18 protein-coding genes are annotated in these 21,944 nt (G+C 67.6%); 12 read left to right on the top strand and 6 right to left on the bottom strand.

The window, feature by feature from the left end:
* Window positions 1–12: 12 nt before the first annotated feature.
* On the top strand, window positions 13–2,481 hold the full coding sequence (locus H9654_RS03730) for a serine/threonine-protein kinase (protein ID WP_191769130.1): 2,469 nt from the start codon (window positions 13–15) through the stop codon (window positions 2,479–2,481).
* Window positions 2,482–2,530: 49 nt separating this feature from the next.
* Window positions 2,531–4,132 (top strand): OpgD/OpgG family glucan biosynthesis protein, encoded by a 1,602-nt coding sequence (locus H9654_RS03725; protein ID WP_191769128.1) that lies wholly within the window; start codon window positions 2,531–2,533, stop codon window positions 4,130–4,132.
* Between the two features lie 60 nt (window positions 4,133–4,192).
* On the opposite strand, the gene H9654_RS03720 is transcribed toward H9654_RS03725, so the two are convergent.
* Complete coding sequence (locus H9654_RS03720; protein WP_191769126.1) at window positions 4,193–4,813, bottom strand: thymidine kinase; 621 nt, start codon at window positions 4,811–4,813, stop codon at window positions 4,193–4,195.
* A 28-nt stretch (window positions 4,814–4,841) separates the two neighbouring features.
* Complete coding sequence (locus H9654_RS03715) at window positions 4,842–5,564, bottom strand: SEL1-like repeat protein (RefSeq protein ID WP_191769124.1); 723 nt, start codon at window positions 5,562–5,564, stop codon at window positions 4,842–4,844.
* A gap of 102 nt (window positions 5,565–5,666) precedes the next feature.
* Between H9654_RS03715 and rep the strand changes: the two genes are divergently transcribed.
* Window positions 5,667–7,643, top strand: coding sequence for a DNA helicase Rep (rep, locus tag H9654_RS03710; protein ID WP_191769122.1), 1,977 nt, complete (start codon window positions 5,667–5,669; stop codon window positions 7,641–7,643).
* 47 nt (window positions 7,644–7,690) lie between these two features.
* Window positions 7,691–8,218, top strand: a complete 528-nt coding sequence (locus tag H9654_RS03705; protein ID WP_318241110.1) for a GNAT family N-acetyltransferase — start codon at window positions 7,691–7,693, stop codon at window positions 8,216–8,218.
* A gap of 46 nt (window positions 8,219–8,264) precedes the next feature.
* Here the strand turns inward: H9654_RS03705 and H9654_RS03700 are convergent, their stop codons facing one another.
* The gene (locus H9654_RS03700) at window positions 8,265–8,924 is read right to left on the bottom strand and encodes a YceH family protein (RefSeq protein ID WP_191769120.1); all 660 of its coding nucleotides are present in this window, start codon (window positions 8,922–8,924) and stop codon (window positions 8,265–8,267) included.
* 99 nt (window positions 8,925–9,023) lie between these two features.
* Here H9654_RS03700 and H9654_RS03695 point away from each other — a divergent pair, with 99 nt between their 5' ends.
* Both H9654_RS03695 and pyrF read left to right on the top strand, forming a co-directional pair.
* Window positions 9,024–9,944, top strand: coding sequence for a 5'-nucleotidase, lipoprotein e(P4) family (locus H9654_RS03695; protein ID WP_191769118.1), 921 nt, complete (start codon window positions 9,024–9,026; stop codon window positions 9,942–9,944).
* Complete coding sequence (gene pyrF / locus H9654_RS03690) at window positions 9,941–10,663, top strand: orotidine-5'-phosphate decarboxylase (RefSeq protein WP_191769116.1); 723 nt, start codon at window positions 9,941–9,943, stop codon at window positions 10,661–10,663. The genes H9654_RS03695 and pyrF overlap by 4 nt, the downstream gene beginning before the upstream one ends.
* Before the next feature lie 48 nt (window positions 10,664–10,711).
* On the opposite strand, the gene H9654_RS03685 is transcribed toward pyrF, so the two are convergent.
* Window positions 10,712–11,527, bottom strand: coding sequence for a serine protease (locus tag H9654_RS03685; protein ID WP_191769114.1), 816 nt, complete (start codon window positions 11,525–11,527; stop codon window positions 10,712–10,714).
* 270 nt (window positions 11,528–11,797) lie between these two features.
* Between H9654_RS03685 and H9654_RS03680 the strand changes: the two genes are divergently transcribed.
* Window positions 11,798–12,766, top strand: coding sequence for a hypothetical protein (locus tag H9654_RS03680; RefSeq protein WP_191769112.1), 969 nt, complete (start codon window positions 11,798–11,800; stop codon window positions 12,764–12,766).
* The gene (gene plsB / locus H9654_RS03675; protein WP_182656557.1) at window positions 12,766–15,399 is read left to right on the top strand and encodes a glycerol-3-phosphate 1-O-acyltransferase PlsB; all 2,634 of its coding nucleotides are present in this window, start codon (window positions 12,766–12,768) and stop codon (window positions 15,397–15,399) included. The genes H9654_RS03680 and plsB overlap by 1 nt, the downstream gene beginning before the upstream one ends.
* A 45-nt stretch (window positions 15,400–15,444) precedes the next feature.
* Here plsB and H9654_RS03670 read toward each other — a convergent pair whose 3' ends face one another.
* On the bottom strand, window positions 15,445–15,648 hold the full coding sequence (locus H9654_RS03670; protein WP_101101680.1) for a YdcH family protein: 204 nt from the start codon (window positions 15,646–15,648) through the stop codon (window positions 15,445–15,447).
* Window positions 15,649–15,738: 90 nt separating this feature from the next.
* On the opposite strand from H9654_RS03670, the gene ttcA reads away from it, so the two are divergent.
* Genes ttcA through H9654_RS03655 form a run of 3 tightly spaced genes read left to right on the top strand, consistent with a single transcriptional unit; the run spans window position 15,739 to window position 18,382 of the window.
* Window positions 15,739–16,626 carry a tRNA 2-thiocytidine(32) synthetase TtcA gene (gene ttcA, locus H9654_RS03665; RefSeq protein WP_191769110.1) on the top strand — a complete coding sequence of 296 codons (888 nt, stop codon included), beginning with the start codon at window positions 15,739–15,741 and terminating at the stop codon, window positions 16,624–16,626.
* A gap of 12 nt (window positions 16,627–16,638) precedes the next feature.
* Window positions 16,639–17,544 carry a recombination-associated protein RdgC gene (locus H9654_RS03660; protein ID WP_101101676.1) on the top strand — a complete coding sequence of 302 codons (906 nt, stop codon included), beginning with the start codon at window positions 16,639–16,641 and terminating at the stop codon, window positions 17,542–17,544.
* A 58-nt stretch (window positions 17,545–17,602) separates the two neighbouring features.
* Window positions 17,603–18,382 carry a M48 family metallopeptidase gene (locus tag H9654_RS03655; RefSeq protein WP_101101803.1) on the top strand — a complete coding sequence of 260 codons (780 nt, stop codon included), beginning with the start codon at window positions 17,603–17,605 and terminating at the stop codon, window positions 18,380–18,382.
* 437 nt (window positions 18,383–18,819) lie between these two features.
* Here H9654_RS03655 and H9654_RS03650 read toward each other — a convergent pair whose 3' ends face one another.
* Complete coding sequence (locus tag H9654_RS03650) at window positions 18,820–19,698, bottom strand: methylglyoxal synthase (protein WP_191769108.1); 879 nt, start codon at window positions 19,696–19,698, stop codon at window positions 18,820–18,822.
* A 186-nt stretch (window positions 19,699–19,884) separates the two neighbouring features.
* Between H9654_RS03650 and H9654_RS03645 the strand changes: the two genes are divergently transcribed.
* Window positions 19,885–21,933 (top strand): ATP-binding protein, encoded by a 2,049-nt coding sequence (locus H9654_RS03645; protein ID WP_191769106.1) that lies wholly within the window; start codon window positions 19,885–19,887, stop codon window positions 21,931–21,933.
* Window positions 21,934–21,944: the final 11 nt, after the last annotated feature.

Genomic DNA, 21,944 nt, shown 5'->3' with positions numbered 1-21,944 from the left:
CGAACACCCGCCATGGATGCCCTGCGCTGGCGTGAACTGTCCTCATGGCTGGACCAGCTGCTGGAACTGGATGAAGACGGCCGCGTCGCGCGGCTGCGGCAGGTGGCCGGACGCGATCCGGGGTTGGCCGCAGAGCTGGAGAAGATGCTGGCCCATGAACGCGACAGCGAGCAGTTCATGGCCCAGCCGGTGTTTTCCGCGCCCGGATCATCGCGCGGTGGCAGCCGCATCGGTCCCTACCGCCTGTTGCAGCTGCTCGGCGAAGGCGGGATGGGCGAGGTCTGGCTGGCCGAGCGCTGCGACGGCATGTACGAGCGCAAGGTCGCCCTGAAGCTGCTGCGCAGCGGCCTGGCCGAACCGGGGCTGCATGCGCGCTTTGCGCGCGAACGGCAGATCCTGGCCCGGCTGCAGCATCCGCATCTTGCCCAGTTGCACAACGCAGGCATCGATCCGCAGGGGCATCCCTACTTCGCGCTGGACTACGTGCAGGGCGAGCCGATAACCGCGTACTGCCAGCGCAGGATGCTGCCGCTGGAAGAACGACTGCGGCTGATGCTGCAGGTGTGTTCGGTGGTGGCGCATGCGCACGCCAATCTGGTGGTGCACCGCGACCTGAAGCCCTCCAACATCCTGGTGGCCGATGGTGGGGTCAAGCTGCTGGATTTCGGCATCGCCCAACTGCTGGATCCGGACGGCGTCGCGGCGGTGGCCGCCCCCGGCGAGCCGTGCGCGTTCACCCTGCACTACGCCGCGCCAGAGCAGGTAAGGGGCGATCCGCTGAGCACCCGTACCGATGTGTACTCGCTGGGCGTGGTGATCTACGAAGTGGTTACCGGGCACAAACCTTACCGCCTGCGTCGACACTCCGACAGCGAGTGGGAGCGCTGCATCCTGGATGTCCAGCCAATGCCCGCATCGCGTCGGTTGCTGCAGGGTGAAGCCGGGATGTCGGTGCCGGCGGCCGCGCGGCGTCTTGCCCGACGCGTGCGGGGCGACCTGGACCTGCTGCTGGTCAAGGCGATGGCCAAGGATCCGCAGCAGCGCTACGGATCGGTCGATGCCCTGGCCGAAGACCTGCGCCGGTTCCTGGATGGACGGCCGCTGCGCGCCCATCCGCCCGGCACCGGGTATCGCCTGCGAAAGTATCTGCGGCGTCATCGCTGGGGCGTGACCGGCGCCAGCCTGGCCCTGTCGGCCTTGCTGGCGGTATCAACGATGGCCGTCTGGCAGGCGCGCCAGGCCCGTCAGGAAACCGCGCGCGCACAGGCGATGCAGGACTTCAACATCGGCTTGTTCGACCGCGCGGCAAGCGTCCGCCACGGCCACTTCGACGTGCGCCAGCTGCTGGAAACCGGACAACAGCGTGCGCAGGCAGAACTGGCCGGGCAGCCGCTGGCGCTGGCCGAAATGGAGGGGGTCATTGGACGCCTGCACATCGGGCTGGGCGACTACCAGACGGCCTTGCGCATCCTGGATCAACAACGCACGCTGCTGCAGGCACAACAGGATGTGCCGGGCGCGCTGCAGTTGGAAGCGGTGACCCAGCGCGCGCGCGCGTTGCGCATGCTGGGCCGTGACCGCGAATGCGTCGCCCACCTGCAGGCCGCAGCGTCCATCGCCGACCAGCAGCAGGACCTGCTGCCGACCGCCGTGGCGGGCTTCGCCAGCGAACTGGCCCATTGCCAGACCCAGCTCGGCCAGGTCCGTGCTGCGCGCGCTGCGTTCATCCGCGCCCTGGCGCTTTACCAGCGCGGCCAGGGCAACCCGCGTGGCATCGCCGGTGCGCTGGCCGGGCTGGCCGGGCTGGATGCCGAAGCCGGCCTGGACGCGCGTGCACGGGAGGGCTACCAGCAGGCGCTGGCGCTGCTGCAGCGCGCTGCACCGGGCACCCCGGAAGCCATCGGGATGCGGCGCCAGCTGGGGCAGATGCTGGCACGTAGCGGAAACGCCGAAGAGGCCTCTGCGGCACTCGACCAGGCGTGGCAATCGGCGGTGCAGGCGTTCGGCCCGGACCATCCGGAAACGCTGGTGGTGCAGCGTGCGCGCGCGCTGCTGGCACTGCAGCAGGGGCGCCGGGCGTGGGCGGGCCCTGTGCTCGGCGAAGTGCGGGACAAGCTGGCCTTCGCCTTGGGGCCGGACCACCGTGAAGTCGGCCTGGCCGAACACGCCCTGGGTGACCTCGCCAGGGCGGATGGAAATGACCAGGCCACGGTCAGCCACTACCGCACCGCCGTACGTATCTGGCGCCAGCCTGACCATGTGGCCCTGCTGCCGCAGGGCCTGCTCGACCTGGGCGAGGCCGAACGCGCGGCGGGTAGCCCCGCGCGGGCCGCCGCGGCGTGGCGCGAGGCACGCCAGTTGCTGATCGCCCAGCGCGGCATTCCGTCTTCGGCCGTCCGCCAGCTGGACCTGCGCCTGGCGCGCCTGCCGCGCCTGCCGCGGCCAGCTGAACAGATGTCGCCAGCCACTGCCAACAATTAACGAATCTGTTGGAATAATGGCCGACCCTCCATGCCCCGGCTGCCTTCGAATGCAACGACGCGATTTTATCCGCAACGCTTCCCTGGCCTTGGCTGCCTTCGGCCTGCCTGCATTGAACGTGGGCGCCGCGGCAAGCCGACAGGTCGGCCTGCGCCGCCTGGGACAGCCGGTGCCGTTCGATTTCGCCAGCCTGAAGGGCCAGGCGCGCGCGCTGGCCGCTGCGCCCTACAGGACCCACAAACGGACCCTGCCAGGCCCGGTGGAAGCGCTGAGCTGGGATGCATACCAGTCGATCCGCTACCGCCAGGACCATGCGCTGTGGGGTAATGAGCCGGGCCGGTTCCAGGCCAAGTTCTTCCACCTGGGGCTGTACTTCCATTCGCCGGTGCGGATGTTCGACGTGGTCGACGGCAAGGCGCAGGAACTGGCCTACGATGGTGCCGCCTTCGATTATGGGAAGAGCGGGATCAAGGACGGCCAGCTGCCTGCCGACCTCGGCTTTGCCGGCTTCCGGCTCAACACGCGCAAGGACACCGATCGCGATTTCGCTGCGTTCCTCGGCGCCAGTTACTTCCGCGCGGTCGGCAAGGAAGGCCAGTACGGGCAGTCGGCGCGCGGCCTGGCGATCGACACCGGGACCGGCGGCCCGGAAGAGTTCCCGGACTTCATCGCCTACTACCTGGAACGCCCGGACAACGACTCGGACACCATCGTGGTCTATGCGTTGCTGGACTCGCCCAGCGTGGCCGGTGCCTACCGCTTCGCCATCACCAATGGCGATGTGCTGTTGATGGACATCGACAGCGCGCTGTACCCGCGCAAGGCGATCGAGCGGCTCGGCATCGCCCCGTGCACCAGCATGTTCCAGGTCGGCGAGAACGATCGCCGCATGGCGTGGGACTGGCGCCCGGAGATCCACGATACCGACGGCCTGGCGATGTGGAGCGGTGGCGGGGAGTGGATCTGGCGCCCGCTGGTGAACCCGCGCGAGCTGCGCTTCAACATGTTCGTCGATCGCAATCCGCGTGGCTTCGGCCTGCTGCAGCGCGACCGCGAATTCGACCATTACCAGGACGACGGCGTGTTCTACGAGAAGCGCCCGTGCCTGTGGGTGGAGCCCAAGGGCGACTGGGGCGAAGGCTCGGTGCAGCTGGTGGAGATCCCGACCGTGGACGAGACCTTCGACAACATCGTCGCGTTCTGGAACCCGAAGGAGAAACCGCAGGCCGGGCAGGAGCTGCTGGTCGGCTATCGCCTGTACTGGGGCGCCGAGCCGCCGGCACGTTCGCCGCTGGCGCACACCGTGGCCACCCGCACCGGCCTGGGCGGCATCATCGGCAAGAAGCGCACCTATTTCTCTTGGCGTTTCGCGGTGGACTTCGCCGGCGGCGAGCTGGCCAGCCTGATCGACAAGGGTGAGGTGGAGGCCGTGGTGCAGGCGAGCCGTGGCAAGCTGGAGATCGTTTCGGCCCGTCCGTTGCGTGAGATCAACGGCTACCGGGCCATGTTCGACCTGGTGCCGGGCGATGACAGCACCGCGCAGATCGACATCCGGTTGTTCCTGCGCAGCGGGGGCAAGACGCTGACGGAAACCTGGTTGTACCAGTACAGTCCGCCGCCGGCCGGGGCGCCAGAGCGCACGCTGTACTGAGCCCTGTAAACAGGAAACCGGTAGCGCCGAGCGATGCTGGGCGCTACCGGCGCTACCGGTTTACAGCGGCAGCGCGGCCTGCATCGGATCGATCCGGCTTTCGCCGCGGGTGATCTTCTTGAACTCGGCGCGGCTGACCGACACATAGCGTTCGTTGCCGCCGATCTCCACCTGCGGGCCGTCCTGCACCGCGTGGCCGTGCTCGTCCACCCGCACGGTCATGGTCGCCTTCTTGCCGCTGTGGCAGATGGTCTTGATCTCCTGCATCTCGTCGGCCCAGGCCAGCAGGTACTGGCTGCCTTCGAACAGCTCACCGCGGAAGTCGGTGCGCAGGCCATAGCAGAGCACCGGGATGCGCAGCTGGTCGACCACTTCGCTCAGTTGCCAGACCTGGGCGCGGCTGAGGAACTGCGCTTCGTCCACCAGCACGCAGCCAAGCGGGCCGCGCGCGGCGATATCGGCTTCGACCAGGCGCTGCAGGTCGCTGTCGCGCTCGAAGGCCATGCCATCGGCCTTCAGCCCGATGCGCGAGGCCACCACGCCGCTGCCGGCACGGTTGTCCAGCCGCGGGGTAAGGATCGCCACCCGCATGCCGCGCTCGCGGTAGTTGTGCGCACTCTGCAGCAGCGTAGTGGTCTTGCCGGCGTTCATCGCCGAATAATAGAAATAGAGCTTGGCCATCGGCAGATTCTAGCCGCAGCGGGCGGACTCAGTCGCCGCGCAGCGGATGCGGGGAACCCACGTCCACGCTGCTGGTGTTGCCCGCGTCCAGCTGCTGGCTCTGCCACTTCCAGTAGGCTTCGGGCTGCCACAGCCGTGGTGCGTAGTAGATCTCCGGCACCACCCGCACCATCTGCCCGTTGAAGCGGACCTGCATGACCGTCGAACCCAGTGCACCGGTGCGGCTGCCGGTCATTTCCCCCATGTTGCGGCGCATTTCGCGTTCCTGCCGCGGCTTGGCCACCGGGTCGCCGTACTCGGCGTACAGCTTCTGGCCTTCACTGACCGCGCGCTTGCGCTCGGCTTCGTCCAGGGCGGCCCAGTACTGTTCGCGACGCACCACCAGCCATTCGGTGCCACGCTCGGCCGCCAGGTCCATCCAGGCATAGCCCAGTGCGCGATCGACCGGGCCGCCCTTGCCGTTCCACAGCAGCTCGGCCATCAGCGCCTGCGACAGCTTGTCGGCATGCTGGGCGCCAAACCGGAAGTAACGACGCGCATCTTCCAGCTTGTCGCGCTCGACAGCCGCCAGGCCAAGCTGCCGGTAACGCAGGTCCGGGTGCGCTTTCAGGAAGGCCGGTGAACTGACCACCGCGTGTTCCTGCAGCGACAGCGGAACGTTTTCGGCGGCCAGCTGCGCCTGGGCGGGGTGCAGCGGCGACAGCAGGGCGGCGGCGAGCACCGCGCGGCAGGCAAACCTGTTCAGGTCCATCGGTCACTTCCTGTGAAACGGGGTGTGCCGCCACTATCCGCAGCTGGGCGGGCGAGCGCAACCTGCCGGAGGTCAGGGTGCCCCCGCTACAATCTGCAGTACATGCACGGACTCAATCCCCCCCAAAGCGCAGCAGTGCTGCACATCGAAGGCCCCTTGCTGGTACTGGCGGGCGCCGGCAGCGGCAAGACGCGCGTCATCGTAGAGAAGATCGCCCACCTGATCGGCTGCGGCCGCTATCCGGCCCGGCGCATCGCCGCGATCACCTTCACCAACAAATCGGCCAAGGAAATGCGCGAGCGCGTGGCCCGGCGCCTGCGTGATCAGGACGCCGAAGACGTCACCATCTGCACTTTCCACGCGCTGGGCTTGAAGTTCCTGCAGATCGAACACGCTGCGGTGGGGCTGAAGCGCGGCTTTTCGATCTTCGATGCCGACGACAGCAACGCCCAGGTCAAGGACCTGATGCATGGCGCCAAGCCGGATGACATCGAGGACGTGAAGAACCTTATTTCGCGCGCCAAGAATGCCGGCCTGTCACCGGAGCAGGCGATGCGCGAGGCGCGCAGCAACCGCGAGAAGGAAGCGGCCGGCGTCTACGAGCGCTACCAGCTGCGGCTCACGGCCTTCAATGCCGTGGACTTCGACGACCTGATCCGCCTGCCGGTGCAGGTGCTGGAGGAGAATCCGGAGATCGCCATGGCCTGGCGCGAACGCATCGGCTACCTGCTGGTGGATGAGTGCCAGGACACCAACGACGCCCAGTACCGCCTGCTCAAGCAGCTGGCCGGGGACAAGGGCAACTTCACCTGCGTGGGTGACGATGACCAGTCCATCTACGCCTGGCGCGGTGCCAATCCGGAAAACCTGCAGCAGATGGCGCGCGACTACCCCGCGCTGCAGATCATCAAGCTGGAACAGAACTACCGCTGTTCAAACCGGGTGCTGCGCGCGGCCAATGCGCTGATCGCCAACAATCCGCACGAACACCTGAAGAAGCTGTGGAGCGACCAGGCCGACGGCGAACGCATCCGTGTGTGGGAGTGCCGCAACAGCGAGCACGAGGCGGAAAAAGTGGCGGCCGAGATCGCCTTCATCGCCCAGGCGCGACAGGTACCGTGGAGTGATTTCTGCATCCTGTTCCGCGGCAACTTCCAGTCACGTCCGCTGGAAAAGGCGATGCAGCTGGCGCGCGTGCCGTACCACCTGTCCGGTGGCACGGTGTTCCTGGAGCGCCAGGAGGTCAAAGACACGCTGGCCTGGCTGCGCCTGCTGGTGAATCCGGACGACGACACCGCCTTCATGCGCGCGGTGCAGGCGCCCAAGCGCGACGTGGGTGCAGGCACGCTGGCCAAGCTGGCCGAACTGGCATCGGAGAAGAACATGCCGATGGCGCAGGCGGCCGAGGCGCTGGGCGCGCTGCAGCAGCTCCCCCCGCGTGCGGCCAACAGCCTGTCGCGCTTCACCGACATCCTGCGTGACCTGCGCGCACAGACCCGCGAGATTTCTTCCGGCGACATGATCCGCAAGGTGGCCAAGGAATCAGGGCTGTTGAGCGAACTGCGCCAGCAGGCCAAGGAAGAAGCCAGTTACCAGCGCCGCGCCAACAACATCGAAGAGCTGGCACAGTGGTTCGAAGGCGGCCCGCGCGGCGCCACCGCCGCCGACCTGGCCGGCCAGCTGGCGCTGCTGTCGCGCAACGACAAGGACGATGGCGGCAACCAGGTCCGCATGATGACCCTGCATGCTTCCAAGGGCCTGGAGTTCCCCTATGTCTTCATCGTCGGCTGCGAAGACGGCGTGCTGCCGCACCAGGTCAGCCTGGACGAAGGCACGCTGCAGGAAGAGCGGCGGCTGCTGTACGTGGGCATCACCCGGGCCAAGGTCCAGCTGTGGATGAGCCACAGCAAGCTGACGCGCAAGTTCGGTGAGCACGTCCGGCTCAAACCCAGCCGCTTCTTCGCCGAACTGCCGGCCGAAGAACTGCAGCGCGACGGCGCCGATCCGGTGGCCGATGCGGCGCGCAAGCAGGAACGGGCCAGCGCCGGCCTGGCGGCGATCCAGGCCTTGTTCGACTGAGCGCGCAGTGCGCACAATCGGCCACCACGACGGCGACGGGAACGGCAGTGCAGATTGAAACCGACCGGCTGCGCCTGCGGCCCATCGAGCCCGAGCGCGATGCCGGCTGCATGCTGGCCCTGCTCAATGATCCTGGTTTCGTGCGCTTCATCGGCGATCGCGCCGTGCGCAGCGAGGAGCAGGCCCGCGAGTACATCGCGCTGCGCGTGCTGCACAGCTACGCGCTGAACGGCTTCGGCATGTATGCGATCGAGCGCCTGTCCGATGGGGCCTGGCTGGGCAATGCCGGCCTGGTGCGCCGCGACGGCCTGCCGGGGCCGGATGTCGGTTACGCGGTACTGGGCGAGCATGCAGGCCAAGGGTATGCCAGCGAGGCGGCGCAGGCGGTGTTCGCCCATGCACGCGGCACGCTGGGCCTGCAGGACCTGTACGGCATCATCAGCCCGGACAACCTGGCCTCCGCGGCGATCCTGCGCCGGCTGGGGATGCAGCAGCGCGGCCCGATTCAGCTGCCCGGCAGCGAGCAATGGGTGACCCTGTTCGCCACGCCGGGCGCGGCCGACGTCGCCCGCTGATCGCGCCCCGCACGGTAGTGCCGGCTGCTGGCCGGCAACCCTCGATTCAGCCGCGCAGCGCTTCCAGCTCGGCGCGCAGCTCGGCAACTGCGGTTTCCAGCTGCGCCACCCGTTCGGCCAGCGCTGGATCGTGGCCGCCCGAGCCAGTGGATGCCGAACCCGACGCGGCGAACGTCGCCGCCAGCGCCGCACCATCGACTTCGCCACACAACAGGTGCATGTAGCGGTCTTCGCGCTGGCCACTGGCGCGCGGCAGCGCCACCAGCAGCTCGCGCTGCTGCAGGCGTTCGATCGCGTGGCGTACCTCGTCGGCATTGCCGAAGCGATGCAGCCGTTCGGCGCGCGTCATCAGCTCGGCCAACGTCTGTGGACCCCGCAGCAGCAGCAGCGCCAGCACCACGGTCTGCTGGCGGGTCAGATCCAGGGCCGCCTGCAGGCGATGTTCATAGCGGTCGGCACGCGAGGAGAAATGCTGGCGCGCCAGGCCCATGCTTTCCAGCTGGCGCAGCGCGTGCTGCACATTGCCGGCATCCAGATTCATCAGCGGATCGCGCGCGGTCTTCTGGTTGGCCGCCGACTGGGCCGCGTTCACCGTCAGCGGATAGGTGTCCGGCGTGGTGGCTTCCTTTTCCACCAGGCACCCCAGCAGGCGTGCCTGGGTGGCATCCAGCAGCGGGCGGGCAGGGGTGTCGGGGGTGTCGGTCATGGCGGGCTCCGCTGGGTCGATGGAACAGCCATCAAGCATAGCCGCTGCCCCTGTCATGTTTGCCGTTAAAATGGCGGGGATCTGAACATGGTGAAGCCAATGCGTCGTCGTATCGCCCCCCTTTCCCTGTCCCTGCTCGCCATCGCGATGATCGGCCTGTCCGCGTGCAAGCGCGTCGACGCCCCGCCTGTCGCGGCCGAAGGCGCTGCCGCCGCACCAGCGGGTGCGGCCCCGGCAACGGACAGCAGTGCCAACGACAACCTGAACGCGGTGCTATGGATGCAGCGGGCGCAGGAATACCGGGCTATCACCGAGCAGACTTACCGTGCCGCAGCCGACCGCCTGGATGCGGCGCTGAAGGAGTCCCACTGGGATGCCCTGGTGCCGGATGAGCGCGGCAACGATGCCAAGGGCCTGAAGCCGGCGGTGGTGCTGGACCTGGATGAGACCGTGCTGGACAACTCGCCCTATCAGGCGCGCCTGGTGCGCGATGGCAAGGAATACGACGAGATGACCTGGGACCAGTGGGTGGCGGAGAAGAAGGCCAAGGCGATTCCCGGCGTCGTTGATTTCGCCAGGGCGGCCAATGAGAAAGGCGTCACCCTGCTGTACATCTCCAACCGCGCCGTGCACCTGAAGGAGGCCACCCTGGCCAACCTGCGTGCCGAAGGCCTGCCGGTTGCCGACGACAGCGTGTTCCTCGGCCTGGGGACCGTGGTGGAGGGCTGTGAGCAGGCCGGCAGTGAAAAGAACTGCCGCCGCCGCCTGGCCGGACAGCAGTACCGGGTGCTGATGCAGTTCGGTGACCAGCTCGGCGATTTCGTCGAAGTCACCGCCAACACCAACGAAGGGCGCGATGCCCTGCTGCAGCAATACCACGACTGGTTCGGCGAGCGCTGGTGGATGTTGCCGAACCCGACCTACGGCGGCTTCGAGCCGGCGCAGTTCAACAACGATTTCAGCCAGCCGCGCCAGGCCCGCCACGATGCAAAGCGTGCCGCGCTGGACTATGCGCCATGAGCCGCGGACCGCTGCCACTGGACGATGACGAGCGCCTGATCTTCGCGCTGGACGTGCCCGACCGCGCGCAGGCGCTGGCGTGGGTGGATCGCCTGGGCGACAGCGTCGGCTTCTACAAGATCGGCATGGAGCTGCTGGCATCGGGTGAGTATTTCCAGGTGCTGGAGGAGCTGGCGCGCCGCGACAAGCGGGTGTTCGTCGACCTGAAATTCTTCGACATCCCGGCCACCGCCGCGGCGGTCATCAAGCGCTTGACGCAATGGCCGGTGAGCTACTGCACGATCCATGGCTGGCACCCGGCGATGATGGAGGCCTGTGCGGCCGTGGCTGGCGGCGACATGCGCCTGCTGGCGGTCACGGTGTTGACCTCGATGGGGCGCGAAGACCTGGCCCGGATGGGCATCGACCGCGAACCGGTGGATGTTGTCGTGGAACGCGCGCTGGCGGCGAAGGCGGCCGGTATCGACGGGGTGATCGCCTCCGGTCAGGAAGCGGCGCCGATTCGTACCGCCACCGGCGCCGGTTTCTCCATTGTCTGTCCCGGCATCCGTCCTGGCGGCCCGGTGGGCGATGACCAGAAGCGCACGGTCGGTGTTGCCGAGGCGTTCGCCGACGGCGCCGATGCCATCGTGGTCGGGCGACCGATCCGGCTGGCCAGCGATCCTGCGGCAGCGGCGCGGGCCATCCAGCAGGAAATCGCGATGGCCCTGCGCAGGTGAGGCACTGCGGGTTCGGTGGATTTCCCCCACCGAACCCCTGGTGGAGCGTCAGTCGCCCGTCCAGACCGATTGGATGAAGCTGTCAATGCCTGGGCCTGCCAGGCGCGCGTAGACGCCCGGTGAGTCGCCGGAAGCGCATCCGATACCCCAGCTCACCACACCCAGCTGGACCCAGCCCCCGGCGGCGGCGCGGGTGAACAGCGGACCGCCGGAATCACCCTGGCAGGAATCGCGGCCGGCTTCGCTGGCACAGATCTCGGTGGAGGCATCTACCGTCGCACGGCCAGCGTACAGGGCTGAGCAATCGGGGGTACTGATGAAAGGCACGTCGACCTGCTGCATGCGCGTCGGGCTGCCACCGAACCAGGACAGATCGCCCCAACCGGCCACCGTCAGCAGCCGCCCCGCTACTTCGAAGCCGACGCCTTCCTGGCCGAGCAGGCCGATGATCGGCGCGTCCGGCACCGGCGCTGCCAGGCGCAGCAGCGCGACATCGCTCTTGCGCGTGCCGGCGTAGGCGGGATGCAGGTGGATGGCGGCGACATGATGGTCCGTCCCGGTGCCAGCGGTGAGGTCGGTCTCTCCGCTGCGCGCGCGCAGTTGGGCGGCCTGCATGCCTGCCACGCAGTGTGCGGCAGTCAGTACCCACGAGGGCGAGATGAGCGTACCGCCACACCAGTGACGGGCCAGCGGCGTGCTTCCACGCGTAACCAGCTGGATGCTGACCAGAAACGGATGATCGCCGTCGGCCACGTCCGTCCCGCCGACGATGTTCGGCCTGGCCTGGTCAGGTTGCGATGGCGGAAAGGCCAGCGCGGGCAGGCTGAGCAGGCTGGCGAGGACAAAAGCAGGGTAGCGGTTCATATGCGTTCTTCGGATCCGGCGGATTGCCGAACACCAGTGGGCAACCAGCCCGGCCGGATATTCCTTGCGCACTGTCACAGCGAGCGGGTGCAACGACATTGCCCTACGCTGCCATCCGTCCCAGGTCGGAACGCGGAGCGGCCACCCGCAGCCGGCAGCGAGTATGTTTCAATGCCGTGGCCGCGGCCGGGGGCATGAAACCGGCACTGTCTTGCTGCTGACAGGCAACACCGTTCAAGATGCAGGCCGGTCTGGGGAGTCCGAACCATCATGTCGAAGACGAAACGGCGCGCGCTGCGCCATGCGGGTAGGTGGGCTTGCGCTGCCATGCTGCTGTTGGCGATGGCCGCCTGCCAGCGCGATGCGGTCGATGCCGCCCTGCCGCCCGCCGAACCCGTCGCGGCGGTGCAGGCGATGGCGCGTGCGATTGCCGACAACGACCTGGTGGCCTATGCCAGGTTGTCGGTACCACCGGCGCAGTACACGGCACTGGACCAGGCGTGGAGCCAGGGCCACAGCCGCTGGCCGCTGACCGAACTGCCGCTGCACGACCAGCTGCTGCCGATGTTGCAGGCCCTTGCCGCCGATGATGGCAGCCAGCGCCTGCAGCGCAGCTTCGACCAGCAACTGGCCGGGCAGACGGCCGCCGTGCGCCAGGCCGCGCAGTCCATGGGCTTGTTCGGCGTGCAGTACCTGCGCCATGAAACCAGCTTCACCGCCAGCCAGCAGGCGCACTACGTGCAGGTGGTGCAGACGCTGGCGGCGTGGGCGGCCGATGCGCCGATAAGCGACCGGGCACGGGCACGGGCGAGCATCGCCGCGCTCACCAAGGCCGCCAGCGCGACCGGCTTCACCGACGATGCGCAGCTGCAGCAGGCCGGAATGGCGGCCAGCCTGGAGCGGCTGGGACCGTTCATCGCCACGTTGAAATCGGTGCTGGCCAGCTATGGGCTTGATCTGGACGCATCGATGCGCGGGATTGCCGGCGAGGTACTTTCCCGGCAGGGCGACAACGCCCTGGTACGCCTGCAGTATCCGTTGGCAGGAGAGATGATTACCCTGCAGATTCCGTTGACGCGCCGCGAGGGGCACTGGTACCTCACGCGTACGCTGGCCGATACCGACGCGCTGTTGCGCAACGCGCGCACGGCGCAGGCGGCCGTGGAAGCTGAATCCGCCGCGCCCATCGCACTTCCTGTTGAGACCGGGGGCGATGAAAAGCCGGCGGCTACGCCATAATGATGCCGATGTCGAAACAGAATCCGCTGCCGTTCCCCGGCGAACAACCTGAGCAGACCCCTGCCGATCCGGCGCAGGTGTCCCCGATGACGATCGACGGCCCGGTGCCGGCGCATGTTGCCGCGCGCGCTGCCGCCGGCCGGCGTCCGTGGTGGGCGCGGCTGCTGGGTCGTCTGTTCGAGCCCTGGCTGTCGCTGGACATCGAACCGCAGGACCCCGGCCAGTACAACGACGGCCGCCCGGTGGTCTACGTGCTGGAGGACTACGGTCTGTCCAATGCGCTGATCCTGGACAAGGCCTGCCGCCAGGCCGGACTGCCCTCGCCGCTGGTGCCCCTGCCCGGTGACCCCACCGGCCGCAAGCGCGCCTACGTGGCCCTGTCACGGCGCAGTTCGAGCAATTCCATCATCCCCGAACAGCGCGGCGCCAAGACCCACTCCGATTCGCTGGCCAAGGTGCTGCAGGCGCACCGGTCACGCGACGAACTGGACGTGCACCTGGTGCCGGTGTCGATCTTCGTCGGCCGCGCGCCGGACAAGCAGAGCGGCTGGTTTGCCGTGCTGTTCTCTGAAAACTGGGCGCTGGTCGGACGCTTCCGCCGACTGCTGGCGGTGCTGCTGAACGGTCGCAGCACCATCGTGCGCTTCGCCCCGCCGATCTCGCTGCGGGCCACGGTGGATGAAGGGCTGGACCCGGAACGCACGGTGCGCAAGCTGCAGCGTGTGCTGCGCACGCATTTCCGCCGCATCCGCGAATCGGTGATCGGTCCTGACCTGTCCACCCGCCGCCTGCTGGTGGACCAGGTGCTGCAGGCCGAGCCGGTGCGTGAAGCGATTGCCGCCCAGGCCCGCCGCGACAACAGCAAGCCGGCCGACGCGTGGAAGAAGGCGCACGCCTACGCGTGGGAAATCGCCGCCGATTACTCCAGTCCGGTGGTGCGTTCGGCCAGCTTCATGCTGAGCCACGTGTGGAACCGCATCTACGCCGGCGTGCTGGTCCACCACCTTGACAAGTTCAAGGCGGCCGCGCCCGGCCACGAGGTGGTGTACGTGCCCAGCCACCGCAGCCACATGGACTACCTGCTGCTGTCCTACCTGTTGTACGACCGCGGCATCGTGCCGCCGCACATCGTGGCCGGCATCAACCTCAACCTGCCGGTGGTCGGCACGTTGCTGCGCAAGGGCGGCGCGTTCTTCATCCGCCGCTCGATCCGCGGCAACGCGCTGTATTCGGCGGTGCTGAGCGAATACGTCGCCCAGCTCGTCGCCGGCGGCTATTCCATCGAATATTTCGTCGAAGGCGGCCGCTCGCGTACTGGTCGCCTGCTGCAGCCCAAGGGCGGCATGATCTCGATGACGCTCAAGGCATTCCTGCGCCAGCCGCGCAAGCCGGTGTTGTTCCAGCCGATCTACATCGGCTACGAAAAACTGATGGAAGGCAGCAGCTACCTCGACGAGCTGACCGGCCGACCCAAGGAAAAGGAATCGATCTGGTCGCTGCTGTGGGGCATCCCGAAGGTGCTGAAGCAGAACTTCGGCCAGGTGGTGGTGAACTTCGGCGAACCGATCGCGCTCAACGACGTGCTGGCCGAAAAGGCCCCTGAGTGGGATGGTCGTGCGGTGGCCGAGGATGAAAAGCCGGCATGGCTGTCCACTACCGTGGATACCCTGGCCGAACGGATCCAGGTGCGCATCAACGGTGCCGCCGACGTCAACCCGATCAACCTGCTGGCGTTGGCGCTGCTGTCCACGCCCAAACACGCCATGGGCGAGGCCGACCTGATCGCGCAGATCCAGCTGTGCAAGACGCTGCTGGAGGAAATGCCGTACTCGGACCGGGTGACGGTCACCCCGCATTCGCCGGAGCGGATCATCGCCCACGCCGAAGAAATCAACGTGCTGACCCGGGTCAAGCATCCGCTGGGCGACGTGCTGAGCGTGAGCGGGGACACCGCCGTGCTGCTCAGCTACTTCCGCAACAACGTGCTGCACCTGTTCACCGCTTCGTCGTGGGTCGCGTGCTGTTTCCAGAACAACCGGCGCATGGGCCGGGCAGGCCTGGTGCGGCTGGGGCGTTCGGTGTACCCCTTCCTGCAGGCCGAACTGTTCCTGCCGTGGACCGAAGACGAGTTCGGCCAGCGCATCGAACAGACCATCGACCTGTTCATCCGCGAGGGCCTGCTGCAGCAGGTCGGCGAGGATGAGGGCGGCGTGCTGTCGCGCAATACCGGCCAGACCGACGAGGTGTTCCGCCTGCGTGCGATCGGCCACTCCCTGCAGCAGGCATTCGAGCGTTACTACATCGCCATTTCAGTGCTGGTGAAGAATGGTCCCGGCACGCTGGGTGCGGCGGAACTGGAAAGCCTGTGCCAGCAGGCCGCGCAGCGGCTGAGCCTGCTGTACGCGCCGGCGGCACCGGAGTTCTTCGACAAGACCCTGTTCCGTGGATTCATCCAGAAGCTGCGCGAACTGCGGCTGGTCTGGCCGGACGAGAACAGCCGCCTGTTGTTCGACGAGCGCCTGGACGGCTGGGCAAAGGATGCCAAGTTCATCCTCGGCCGCGAGCTGCGCCACACCATTGAACGGGTGAGCCCGGAAGCGGCGCGGCCGGAAGAAACCGTGCCGCAGGACTGATCAGGCAGGGTGTGGAGACCAACGGTCGCCACCCACCGGAAGGGCTCAGGCCGGCTCGTCGGGGATCTGCAGGCTTTCCAGCCGCGTGATGCAGTCTTTCAGCTGCAGCCGGTGACGCTTGAGCCGCTTGGACTCCAGGTCGTCTTCGCCATTGGCCGCCATGCGCGTGATGCGTTCGTCCAGCGCGCGGTGGTCGGCGCGCAGCGCGAGCAGGCGCTCGGTGATTTCTGCGGGAGTGTAGATGTCCACCCGTCGAGCATACACAGCGCGGGTGACCACCGGGAGAACCGCCGCTCCGGAGGCCTCCGATGCGCGCATGCCAGCCGGTAGAATGGGCGGATGACCGACGTCCTGTCCCTGCCCGATCCGTTGCCGCGCGTGCCCCGCGAGGCCGGCGCACAGGCGGACGTGCTGGCGCGCGCACTGCGTCGGCAGGTCGGCCAGGCCATCGCCGATTACGGCATGATCGGGGCGGGCGACAAAGTGATGGTGTGCCTGTCCGGCGGCAAGGACAGCTATACCCTGCTGGACATGCTGCTGCAGCTGCAGCGCAGGGCGCCGGTTCCATTCGAGCTGGTCGCGGTGAACCTGGACCAGAAGCAGCCGGGGTTTCCCGCGCATGTGCTGCCGGCGTACCTGGAGCGGCTGGGGGTGGCATACCAGATCATCGAACAGGACACCTATTCGGTGGTCAGCCGGGTGATTCCCGAAGGGCGCACGCAGTGTTCACTGTGCTCCCGGCTGCGCCGTGGCGCGCTGTACCAGCATGCCGCCCGCCATGGCTTCACCCGGATCGCGCTGGGGCACCACCGCGATGACATGGCAGCGACGTTCCTGATGAACCTGTTCCACCATGCCAAGCTGTCCGGCATGCCGCCCAAGCTGCGCAGTGACGATGGCCAGCACGTGGTGATCCGGCCGCTGGCCTATGTGCGCGAGCGGGACATCGCGCAGTACGCGCAGGCACGCCGCTTTCCGATCATCCCGTGCACGCTGTGTGGCAGCCAACCCAACCTGCAGCGTCGCCAGATAGGCCAGCTGCTGGCGCAGTGGGATAGTGACCATCCGGGGCGCGTGGACCAGATCGCCCGTGCACTGGCCAGCGTGGAACCGTCGCAGCTGGCGGACCTGGACCTGTTTGATTTTCATTCCCTGGAGCGTCGCCACCGCGACGCACCTCCTGAGACGCCGTTGGCCGACGATGGCCACGGCGCCCTTCACTCCTGAATCCGGAATTCCATGTTCTTTCGCAACCTGACTTTCTTCCGTTTCCCCACCGCCACCGATTTCTCCAACGTGGACACCCAGTTGCCGAATGCCCTGCTCAAGCCGGTCGGCCCGCTTGAGATGAATTCGCGTGGCTTCATTTCCCCGTTCGGCCGCGAAGAGAAGGAACAGTTCTCTCACCGCATCGAAGAGCATCTGTGGCTGACCGTCGGCGGTGAAGACAAGATCCTGCCGGGCGCGGTGGTCAACGACCTGCTGGAGCGCAAGCTGGAGGAAATCGAGTCCAACGAAGGGCGTCGTCCCGGCGGCCGCGAACGCAAGCGCATGAAGGACGACCTGCTGCACGAACTGCTGCCGCGCGCCTTCGTCAAGAACTCGCGCAACGATGCCTTCATCGACCTCAAGCATGGCTACGTCGCAGTGGACTGCTCCAGTCGCAAGACCGCCGAGTACTTCATGTCCGACATCCGCGGGCTGCTGGGCAGTTTCCCGGCGATGCCACTGAACGCCGAAGTGGCGCCACGTTCGATCCTCACCGGCTGGATTGCCGGCGAACCGCTGCCGACCGGCCTGTCGCTGGGCGAAGAGTGCGAAATGAAGGATCCGGTGGAGGGCGGTGCCGTGGTCAAGTGCCAGCACCAGGAACTGCGCTGCGACGAGATCGACAAGCATCTGGACGCGGGCAAGCAGGTCACCAAGCTGGCCCTGGTGTTCGAAGACAACCTGTCCTTCGTGATCGGCGATGACCTGATCGTGCGCAAGCTGAAGTTCCTCGATGGCGCCCTGGACCAGCTGGAGCATTCGGATGATGACGGCCGTCGTGCCGAGCTGGATGCACGCTTCGCGCTGCAGAGCGCCGAGATCCGTCGCCTGTTCCTGCTGCTGGAAGAGGCCTTCAAGCTGAGCAAGGCGGACTGAACAGGGTGGGGCGGACGTTGCTGACATCGCGCCGTCCGTGGCGGCGTATGCTGGTGGCATGAGTCGCCTGCTCCGCCGCCTGCTGTCCCCTGCGCCCAGTGCCACCGTGCAGCGCGATACCGTGCGACTGCGGCTGGACGATGCGGAGATTGATGTGCTGCGCGTTCGCGATCCGCGTGCGCGTCGCATCAAGCTCAGCGTGGACGAACGCGGTGCGCGGCTGACGCTGCCGCTGCGTGCCAGCCTGCAGACCGGCGAGCGGTTCCTTGAACAGCATCGTGGCTGGCTGTCCGAACAGCTGCAGCACTACCGCTCCGATCGCATGCCGCCGCCGCTTGTGCCGGGCGAGCCTGGACTGTTGCCACTGCGCGGTGAACTGATTCCGCTGCGCTGGCAGGAAGCGCGCTACGCCAAGCTGGAGGTGGACGAACAGGGCGCGTGCGTGCACTGGCCCGCGCGCGCCACGCCGACCACGCTCAAGCGCCTGCTGCGCGAGTTCTATGAAGCGCAGACGCGCGCCGATGTAGGACGCTGGCTGCCGCGCTACTTGCCTGGCCTGCCACGCGCGCCGACGCGTATCCGGCTGAAGGTGATGTCCTCGCAATGGGGATCACTGGCCCCCGACGGCAGCATGGCACTGGACCTGGCACTGGTCCTGGGCAAGCCGGAAGCGTTCGAGTACGTCCTTGTCCACGAACTCTGCCACCTGCTGCAGGCCAACCACTCGCCCGCCTTCTGGCATGAAGTCGAACAACGCTTCCCTGCCTGGCGCCAACAACGCGACTACTTCCAACAGGAAGGCCGCAGATTGAAGGCAATGCTAAGGCAACTGCTGTAACCCGTCTGCGCCGGGCCACAGCAGTTGCCCACGCATTCCACCTTATCCCCCCGCCTTCGGCGCGCCCCTTGAACAACAAGGGGGCTCCCGCACAGCAGGAATACCGCGGCCGTCTGCGCGAGGCCACAGCAGTTGCCCACGCATTCCACCTTATCCCCCCGCCTTCGGCGCGCCCCCTTGAACAACAAGGGGGCTCCCGCACAGCAGGAATACCGCTGCCGTCTGCGCGAGGCCACTGCAGTCGCCCCGCTTTTCACCCATTCCCCAGGCGCCGGTCACCCCCATGAACCGTCAGGGCGCCGGGTGGGCAGGCCAGGCAGGACCGTCTGTTCGCATGGATGCGAACAGCGAGCCTCCATGGACGGATTCACGGCGTGTCCTGCCTGGCCTGCCCACCCGGCGCCTCACACGTAGACCAAGGGGCCTTACACGCAGACTCACACGCAGCCAGCTTCAGAACGCAGCGCCGCCGCAGAAGCCCACCGCGCCGCCACCCGCGGCGAGGTGATGCACACCGCCAGGTCGGTCACCGTGGTCACCGCCCGCTCCAGCAGCTGGATGTCGGCTTCATGCTGCCGCGCCACGTGCGGATCTTCGAAGAACACCGCGCGCTGGCAGCGCCCCTCCAGCACCTGGTCGGCGATCTGTGCATCACCGCCCATCGGCCCACTCTGGTAGCGGGTCACCCACGGCGTATCGGCCGGCCAGCCGCGGCTCCACGCCAGTTCGTTCAAGCGTTGGCCGGTAGTACCGGTGCCTATCCGCGAAGCAAACCGCGACAGCACGGCGAAGTGCTCGTCGGCGAATGCCAGCATCGCCGGCTTCATCGCATCGTGCGCGATCAGCGCCAGGGTCTGCGCTTCAAACCGGTGCAGGTCGTCCGCGGCCGCATCGGCGGCGAAGCCGGCGTGCAGGCGCTCCACCTCCACCCAGTCGCGCGCGCTGGCCACGGTGGAAATGAAAGGCTTGGCATGGATCACGCACTGGCGCTTGAGCGCGATCGCCTCCGGGAAAATCGAAGACGGATCGACCGGGTCGATCAGGTAGATGGCGCCGTCCAGGCTGCGCTCGGCGCCCATGCCGACCACCTCGGCCACCAGCTTCATCAGCCCGCCGTCGCGGCCATACGGATACTGCCGGACCAGCGGATCGCCGCGCAGCGGACCATGCTGCTGGATCGCATCGAAGGTGCGGCCCACCGCATGCAGCGAACACTGCAGGTCACGCAGACCCGCCTCACTGGCGCGCAGGAAGCGGAACAGGGCCGCTTCGCCATCATGGTGGTGCAGCCGGTTGGCGGCCAGTCCAAGTCGCATACGGAGATTCTCCAAGGGGCACTGCCGAAGTGTATGCGCTGGATCACGCCAGGCGTCGTCGTTTATGCAGCAATCCTGATGGTGCCGAGCGATGAGCCTGCTAGCGTCGGTGGATCCTGGATTGCGGAAAAGGACATCTTCGTGGCGCCGTGCGCTGTCACCGTCTGCCTCGCCCTGGGATCATTCATGCTGTCGGCGCCGACGCCGGGGCCGCTCGTGGTGGCGGGCCTGTTGCTGGCGCTTGCCGGCATCGCCCTGGTGCAGGCGAACGGCTACTGGCGGCTGCGCGATGAAGTCCGCCGCAGCCGTGACGTGCAGCGACTGATCGACGAGGTATCCAGGAACCTGCCGGTGGTCGTGTTCCAGGCACGGCGCGCGCGCGACGGACGACTCCACATCGAACTGTTGGCCGGGGACACGCCGCAGCTGTTCAGCGCATCGCCGCGCGAACTACAGGACGATCCTTCGCGCATCCTTGCCGCCATCCATGCCGCCGACCACAAGCGGGTGCTGTCGGTGTTGCTGCGCGCGGTGCGTCGCATCTGTCCGGTGGCGCTGCGTTTTTCCGCCGAAGGCGTACGCGGGCCACGGCATGTCGCCATGCAGGCATGGCCCAGCCTGGAAACATCCAGCGAGCAGTGCTGGACCGGTTACTGGATGGACGTGTCCGACGCCGACGCCCGTGCACAGGCGATCCTCCGCGCGCATGCGCAGGCCGCTGCGGATGCGGCCGAGCGTGAGCAGATGGTTTCCAGCCTGGGAACGGGGATCGGCGCACCGATGCACGTGCTGCTGCAGCGCCTGGCCCGGCTGCGGGGTGCGCCGCTGGACACGCACCAGCGTGCGGTGATGGCCACCCTCGACGCCGCCGCCTCGATGCTGGCACGCATCCTGGACGACGTTGCCGCGCTGTCCGCAGGGCGCGCCGAGGGCATGGACCTGCAGGACGGGCCGGTCGACCTGCGCGCGCTGGTGCAGAGCGTGGAGGCCCTGCTGCGGCCGGTGGCACAGTCCAAGGGGTTGTACCTGCACCAGCGCGTGGGAGCACGGGTGGCCCCGCAGCTGCTGGCTGATGCCACCCGCCTGCGACAGGTGCTGTTCAACCTGGTCGGCAATGCGATCAAGTTCACCCGCCACGGCGGTGTATCGCTGTCCCTGCAAGCGGTCGAAGACACCGCCCACGCGCAGCGGTTGCGGCTGGTCGTGGCCGATACCGGGGTGGGCATTGCCCTGGAGCGGCAGGAGGCGGTGTTCGAGCCGTTTGCCCAGGCCGAGCGCTCCACCACGCGCCAGCATGGCGGGTCCGGGCTGGGACTGGGCATCTGCCGCCAGCTGGTCACCGCGATGGGCGGCACGCTGGCCCTGCGCAGTGTGCCCGGGGAGGGCACCGTGGTGGAAATCGAACTGGAACTGCAGCACGCCCCGGTGCCGCTCGCAGGTGATGCCGTGGCGGATAACCGGGCCGCTGCTGGCTGTGGGCCGGACGCATCGCCACGCAGCGGATCATCGCCCCGCGTGCTGGTTGCCGAAGACCATCCGACCCAGCAGCTGTTGATGCAGTGGTGGCTGCGCGGCATGGGCCTGGATGTGGAAGTGGCTGGTGATGGCCTGCAGGCGCTGGCGTCGTGGCGCCGCGACCCACCCCGGCTGCTGTTCACCGATGAGCAGATGCCCGGCCTCAACGGTGCCGGGCTGGTGCAGCACATCCGCCGCGAAGAACAGCAACGGGGCCGTGCGCCCGGCCCCATCATCGGCATGACCGCCGATATCGACGGTATGCGGGGGATGGCCCTGGACCACCTGCTCGCCAAGCCGATCAGTCGGCGCACCCTGCACGATGCGATCGCCAAGGTCGCGCCCGGGCTGCTGGCCGCTGGCGCTGCACCCGCAGCACCGTGCGGCGGGCTGGAACGCAGCGATGCGCCGACCCTGGCGTCATTGGTCGCCCGCTTCGGTACGGAGAACGCCGCCCGCCAGCTGGTACAGACCCTGCGCGCCAGCCTGGAAGAGGACGGGGTGGCACTGGAGGACGCGTGGCACCGGGCGGACCAGCGCATGGCCTCGCAGCGGTTGCATCGCATGGCCGGCGGCGTGGGCAGCCTGGGACTGGCCGCGCTGTCCACCCACCTGCGCGAGCTGAACGAGGCGCAGGTGCCGCCATCGCGCGCCCAGCGCGACCAGCTGCATGCCCGCCTTCAGCGCTGCATCGCGTACCTGCGCCAGCTGGAAGGCTAACGCGGGTGCGC

Source organism: Stenotrophomonas lacuserhaii (assembly GCF_014836545.1).
GTDB classification, from domain to species: domain Bacteria; phylum Pseudomonadota; class Gammaproteobacteria; order Xanthomonadales; family Xanthomonadaceae; genus Stenotrophomonas; species Stenotrophomonas lacuserhaii.
This window is presented reverse-complemented; position numbering and strand designations above follow the sequence as displayed.

Bases quoted from the DNA above. Each gene is read 5' to 3' on its own strand.
- H9654_RS03730 (WP_191769130.1), top strand. From the start codon at position 13: ATGGATGCCCTGCGCTGGCGTGAACTGTCCTCATGGCTGGACCAGCTG.
- H9654_RS03725 (WP_191769128.1), top strand. From the start codon at position 2,531: ATGCAACGACGCGATTTTATCCGCAACGCTTCCCTGGCCTTGGCTGCC.
- H9654_RS03720 (WP_191769126.1), bottom strand. From the start codon at position 4,813: ATGGCCAAGCTCTATTTCTATTATTCGGCGATGAACGCCGGCAAGACC.
- H9654_RS03715 (WP_191769124.1), bottom strand. From the start codon at position 5,564: ATGGACCTGAACAGGTTTGCCTGCCGCGCGGTGCTCGCCGCCGCCCTG.
- rep (WP_191769122.1), top strand. From the start codon at position 5,667: ATGCACGGACTCAATCCCCCCCAAAGCGCAGCAGTGCTGCACATCGAA.
- H9654_RS03700 (WP_191769120.1), bottom strand. From the start codon at position 8,924: ATGACCGACACCCCCGACACCCCTGCCCGCCCGCTGCTGGATGCCACC.
- H9654_RS03695 (WP_191769118.1), top strand. From the start codon at position 9,024: ATGCGTCGTCGTATCGCCCCCCTTTCCCTGTCCCTGCTCGCCATCGCG.
- pyrF (WP_191769116.1), top strand. From the start codon at position 9,941: ATGAGCCGCGGACCGCTGCCACTGGACGATGACGAGCGCCTGATCTTC.
- H9654_RS03685 (WP_191769114.1), bottom strand. From the start codon at position 11,527: ATGAACCGCTACCCTGCTTTTGTCCTCGCCAGCCTGCTCAGCCTGCCC.
- H9654_RS03680 (WP_191769112.1), top strand. From the start codon at position 11,798: ATGTCGAAGACGAAACGGCGCGCGCTGCGCCATGCGGGTAGGTGGGCT.
- plsB (WP_182656557.1), top strand. From the start codon at position 12,766: ATGATGCCGATGTCGAAACAGAATCCGCTGCCGTTCCCCGGCGAACAA.
- ttcA (WP_191769110.1), top strand. From the start codon at position 15,739: ATGACCGACGTCCTGTCCCTGCCCGATCCGTTGCCGCGCGTGCCCCGC.
- H9654_RS03660 (WP_101101676.1), top strand. From the start codon at position 16,639: ATGTTCTTTCGCAACCTGACTTTCTTCCGTTTCCCCACCGCCACCGAT.
- H9654_RS03655 (WP_101101803.1), top strand. From the start codon at position 17,603: ATGAGTCGCCTGCTCCGCCGCCTGCTGTCCCCTGCGCCCAGTGCCACC.
- H9654_RS03650 (WP_191769108.1), bottom strand. From the start codon at position 19,698: ATGCGACTTGGACTGGCCGCCAACCGGCTGCACCACCATGATGGCGAA.
- H9654_RS03645 (WP_191769106.1), top strand. From the start codon at position 19,885: ATGCTGTCGGCGCCGACGCCGGGGCCGCTCGTGGTGGCGGGCCTGTTG.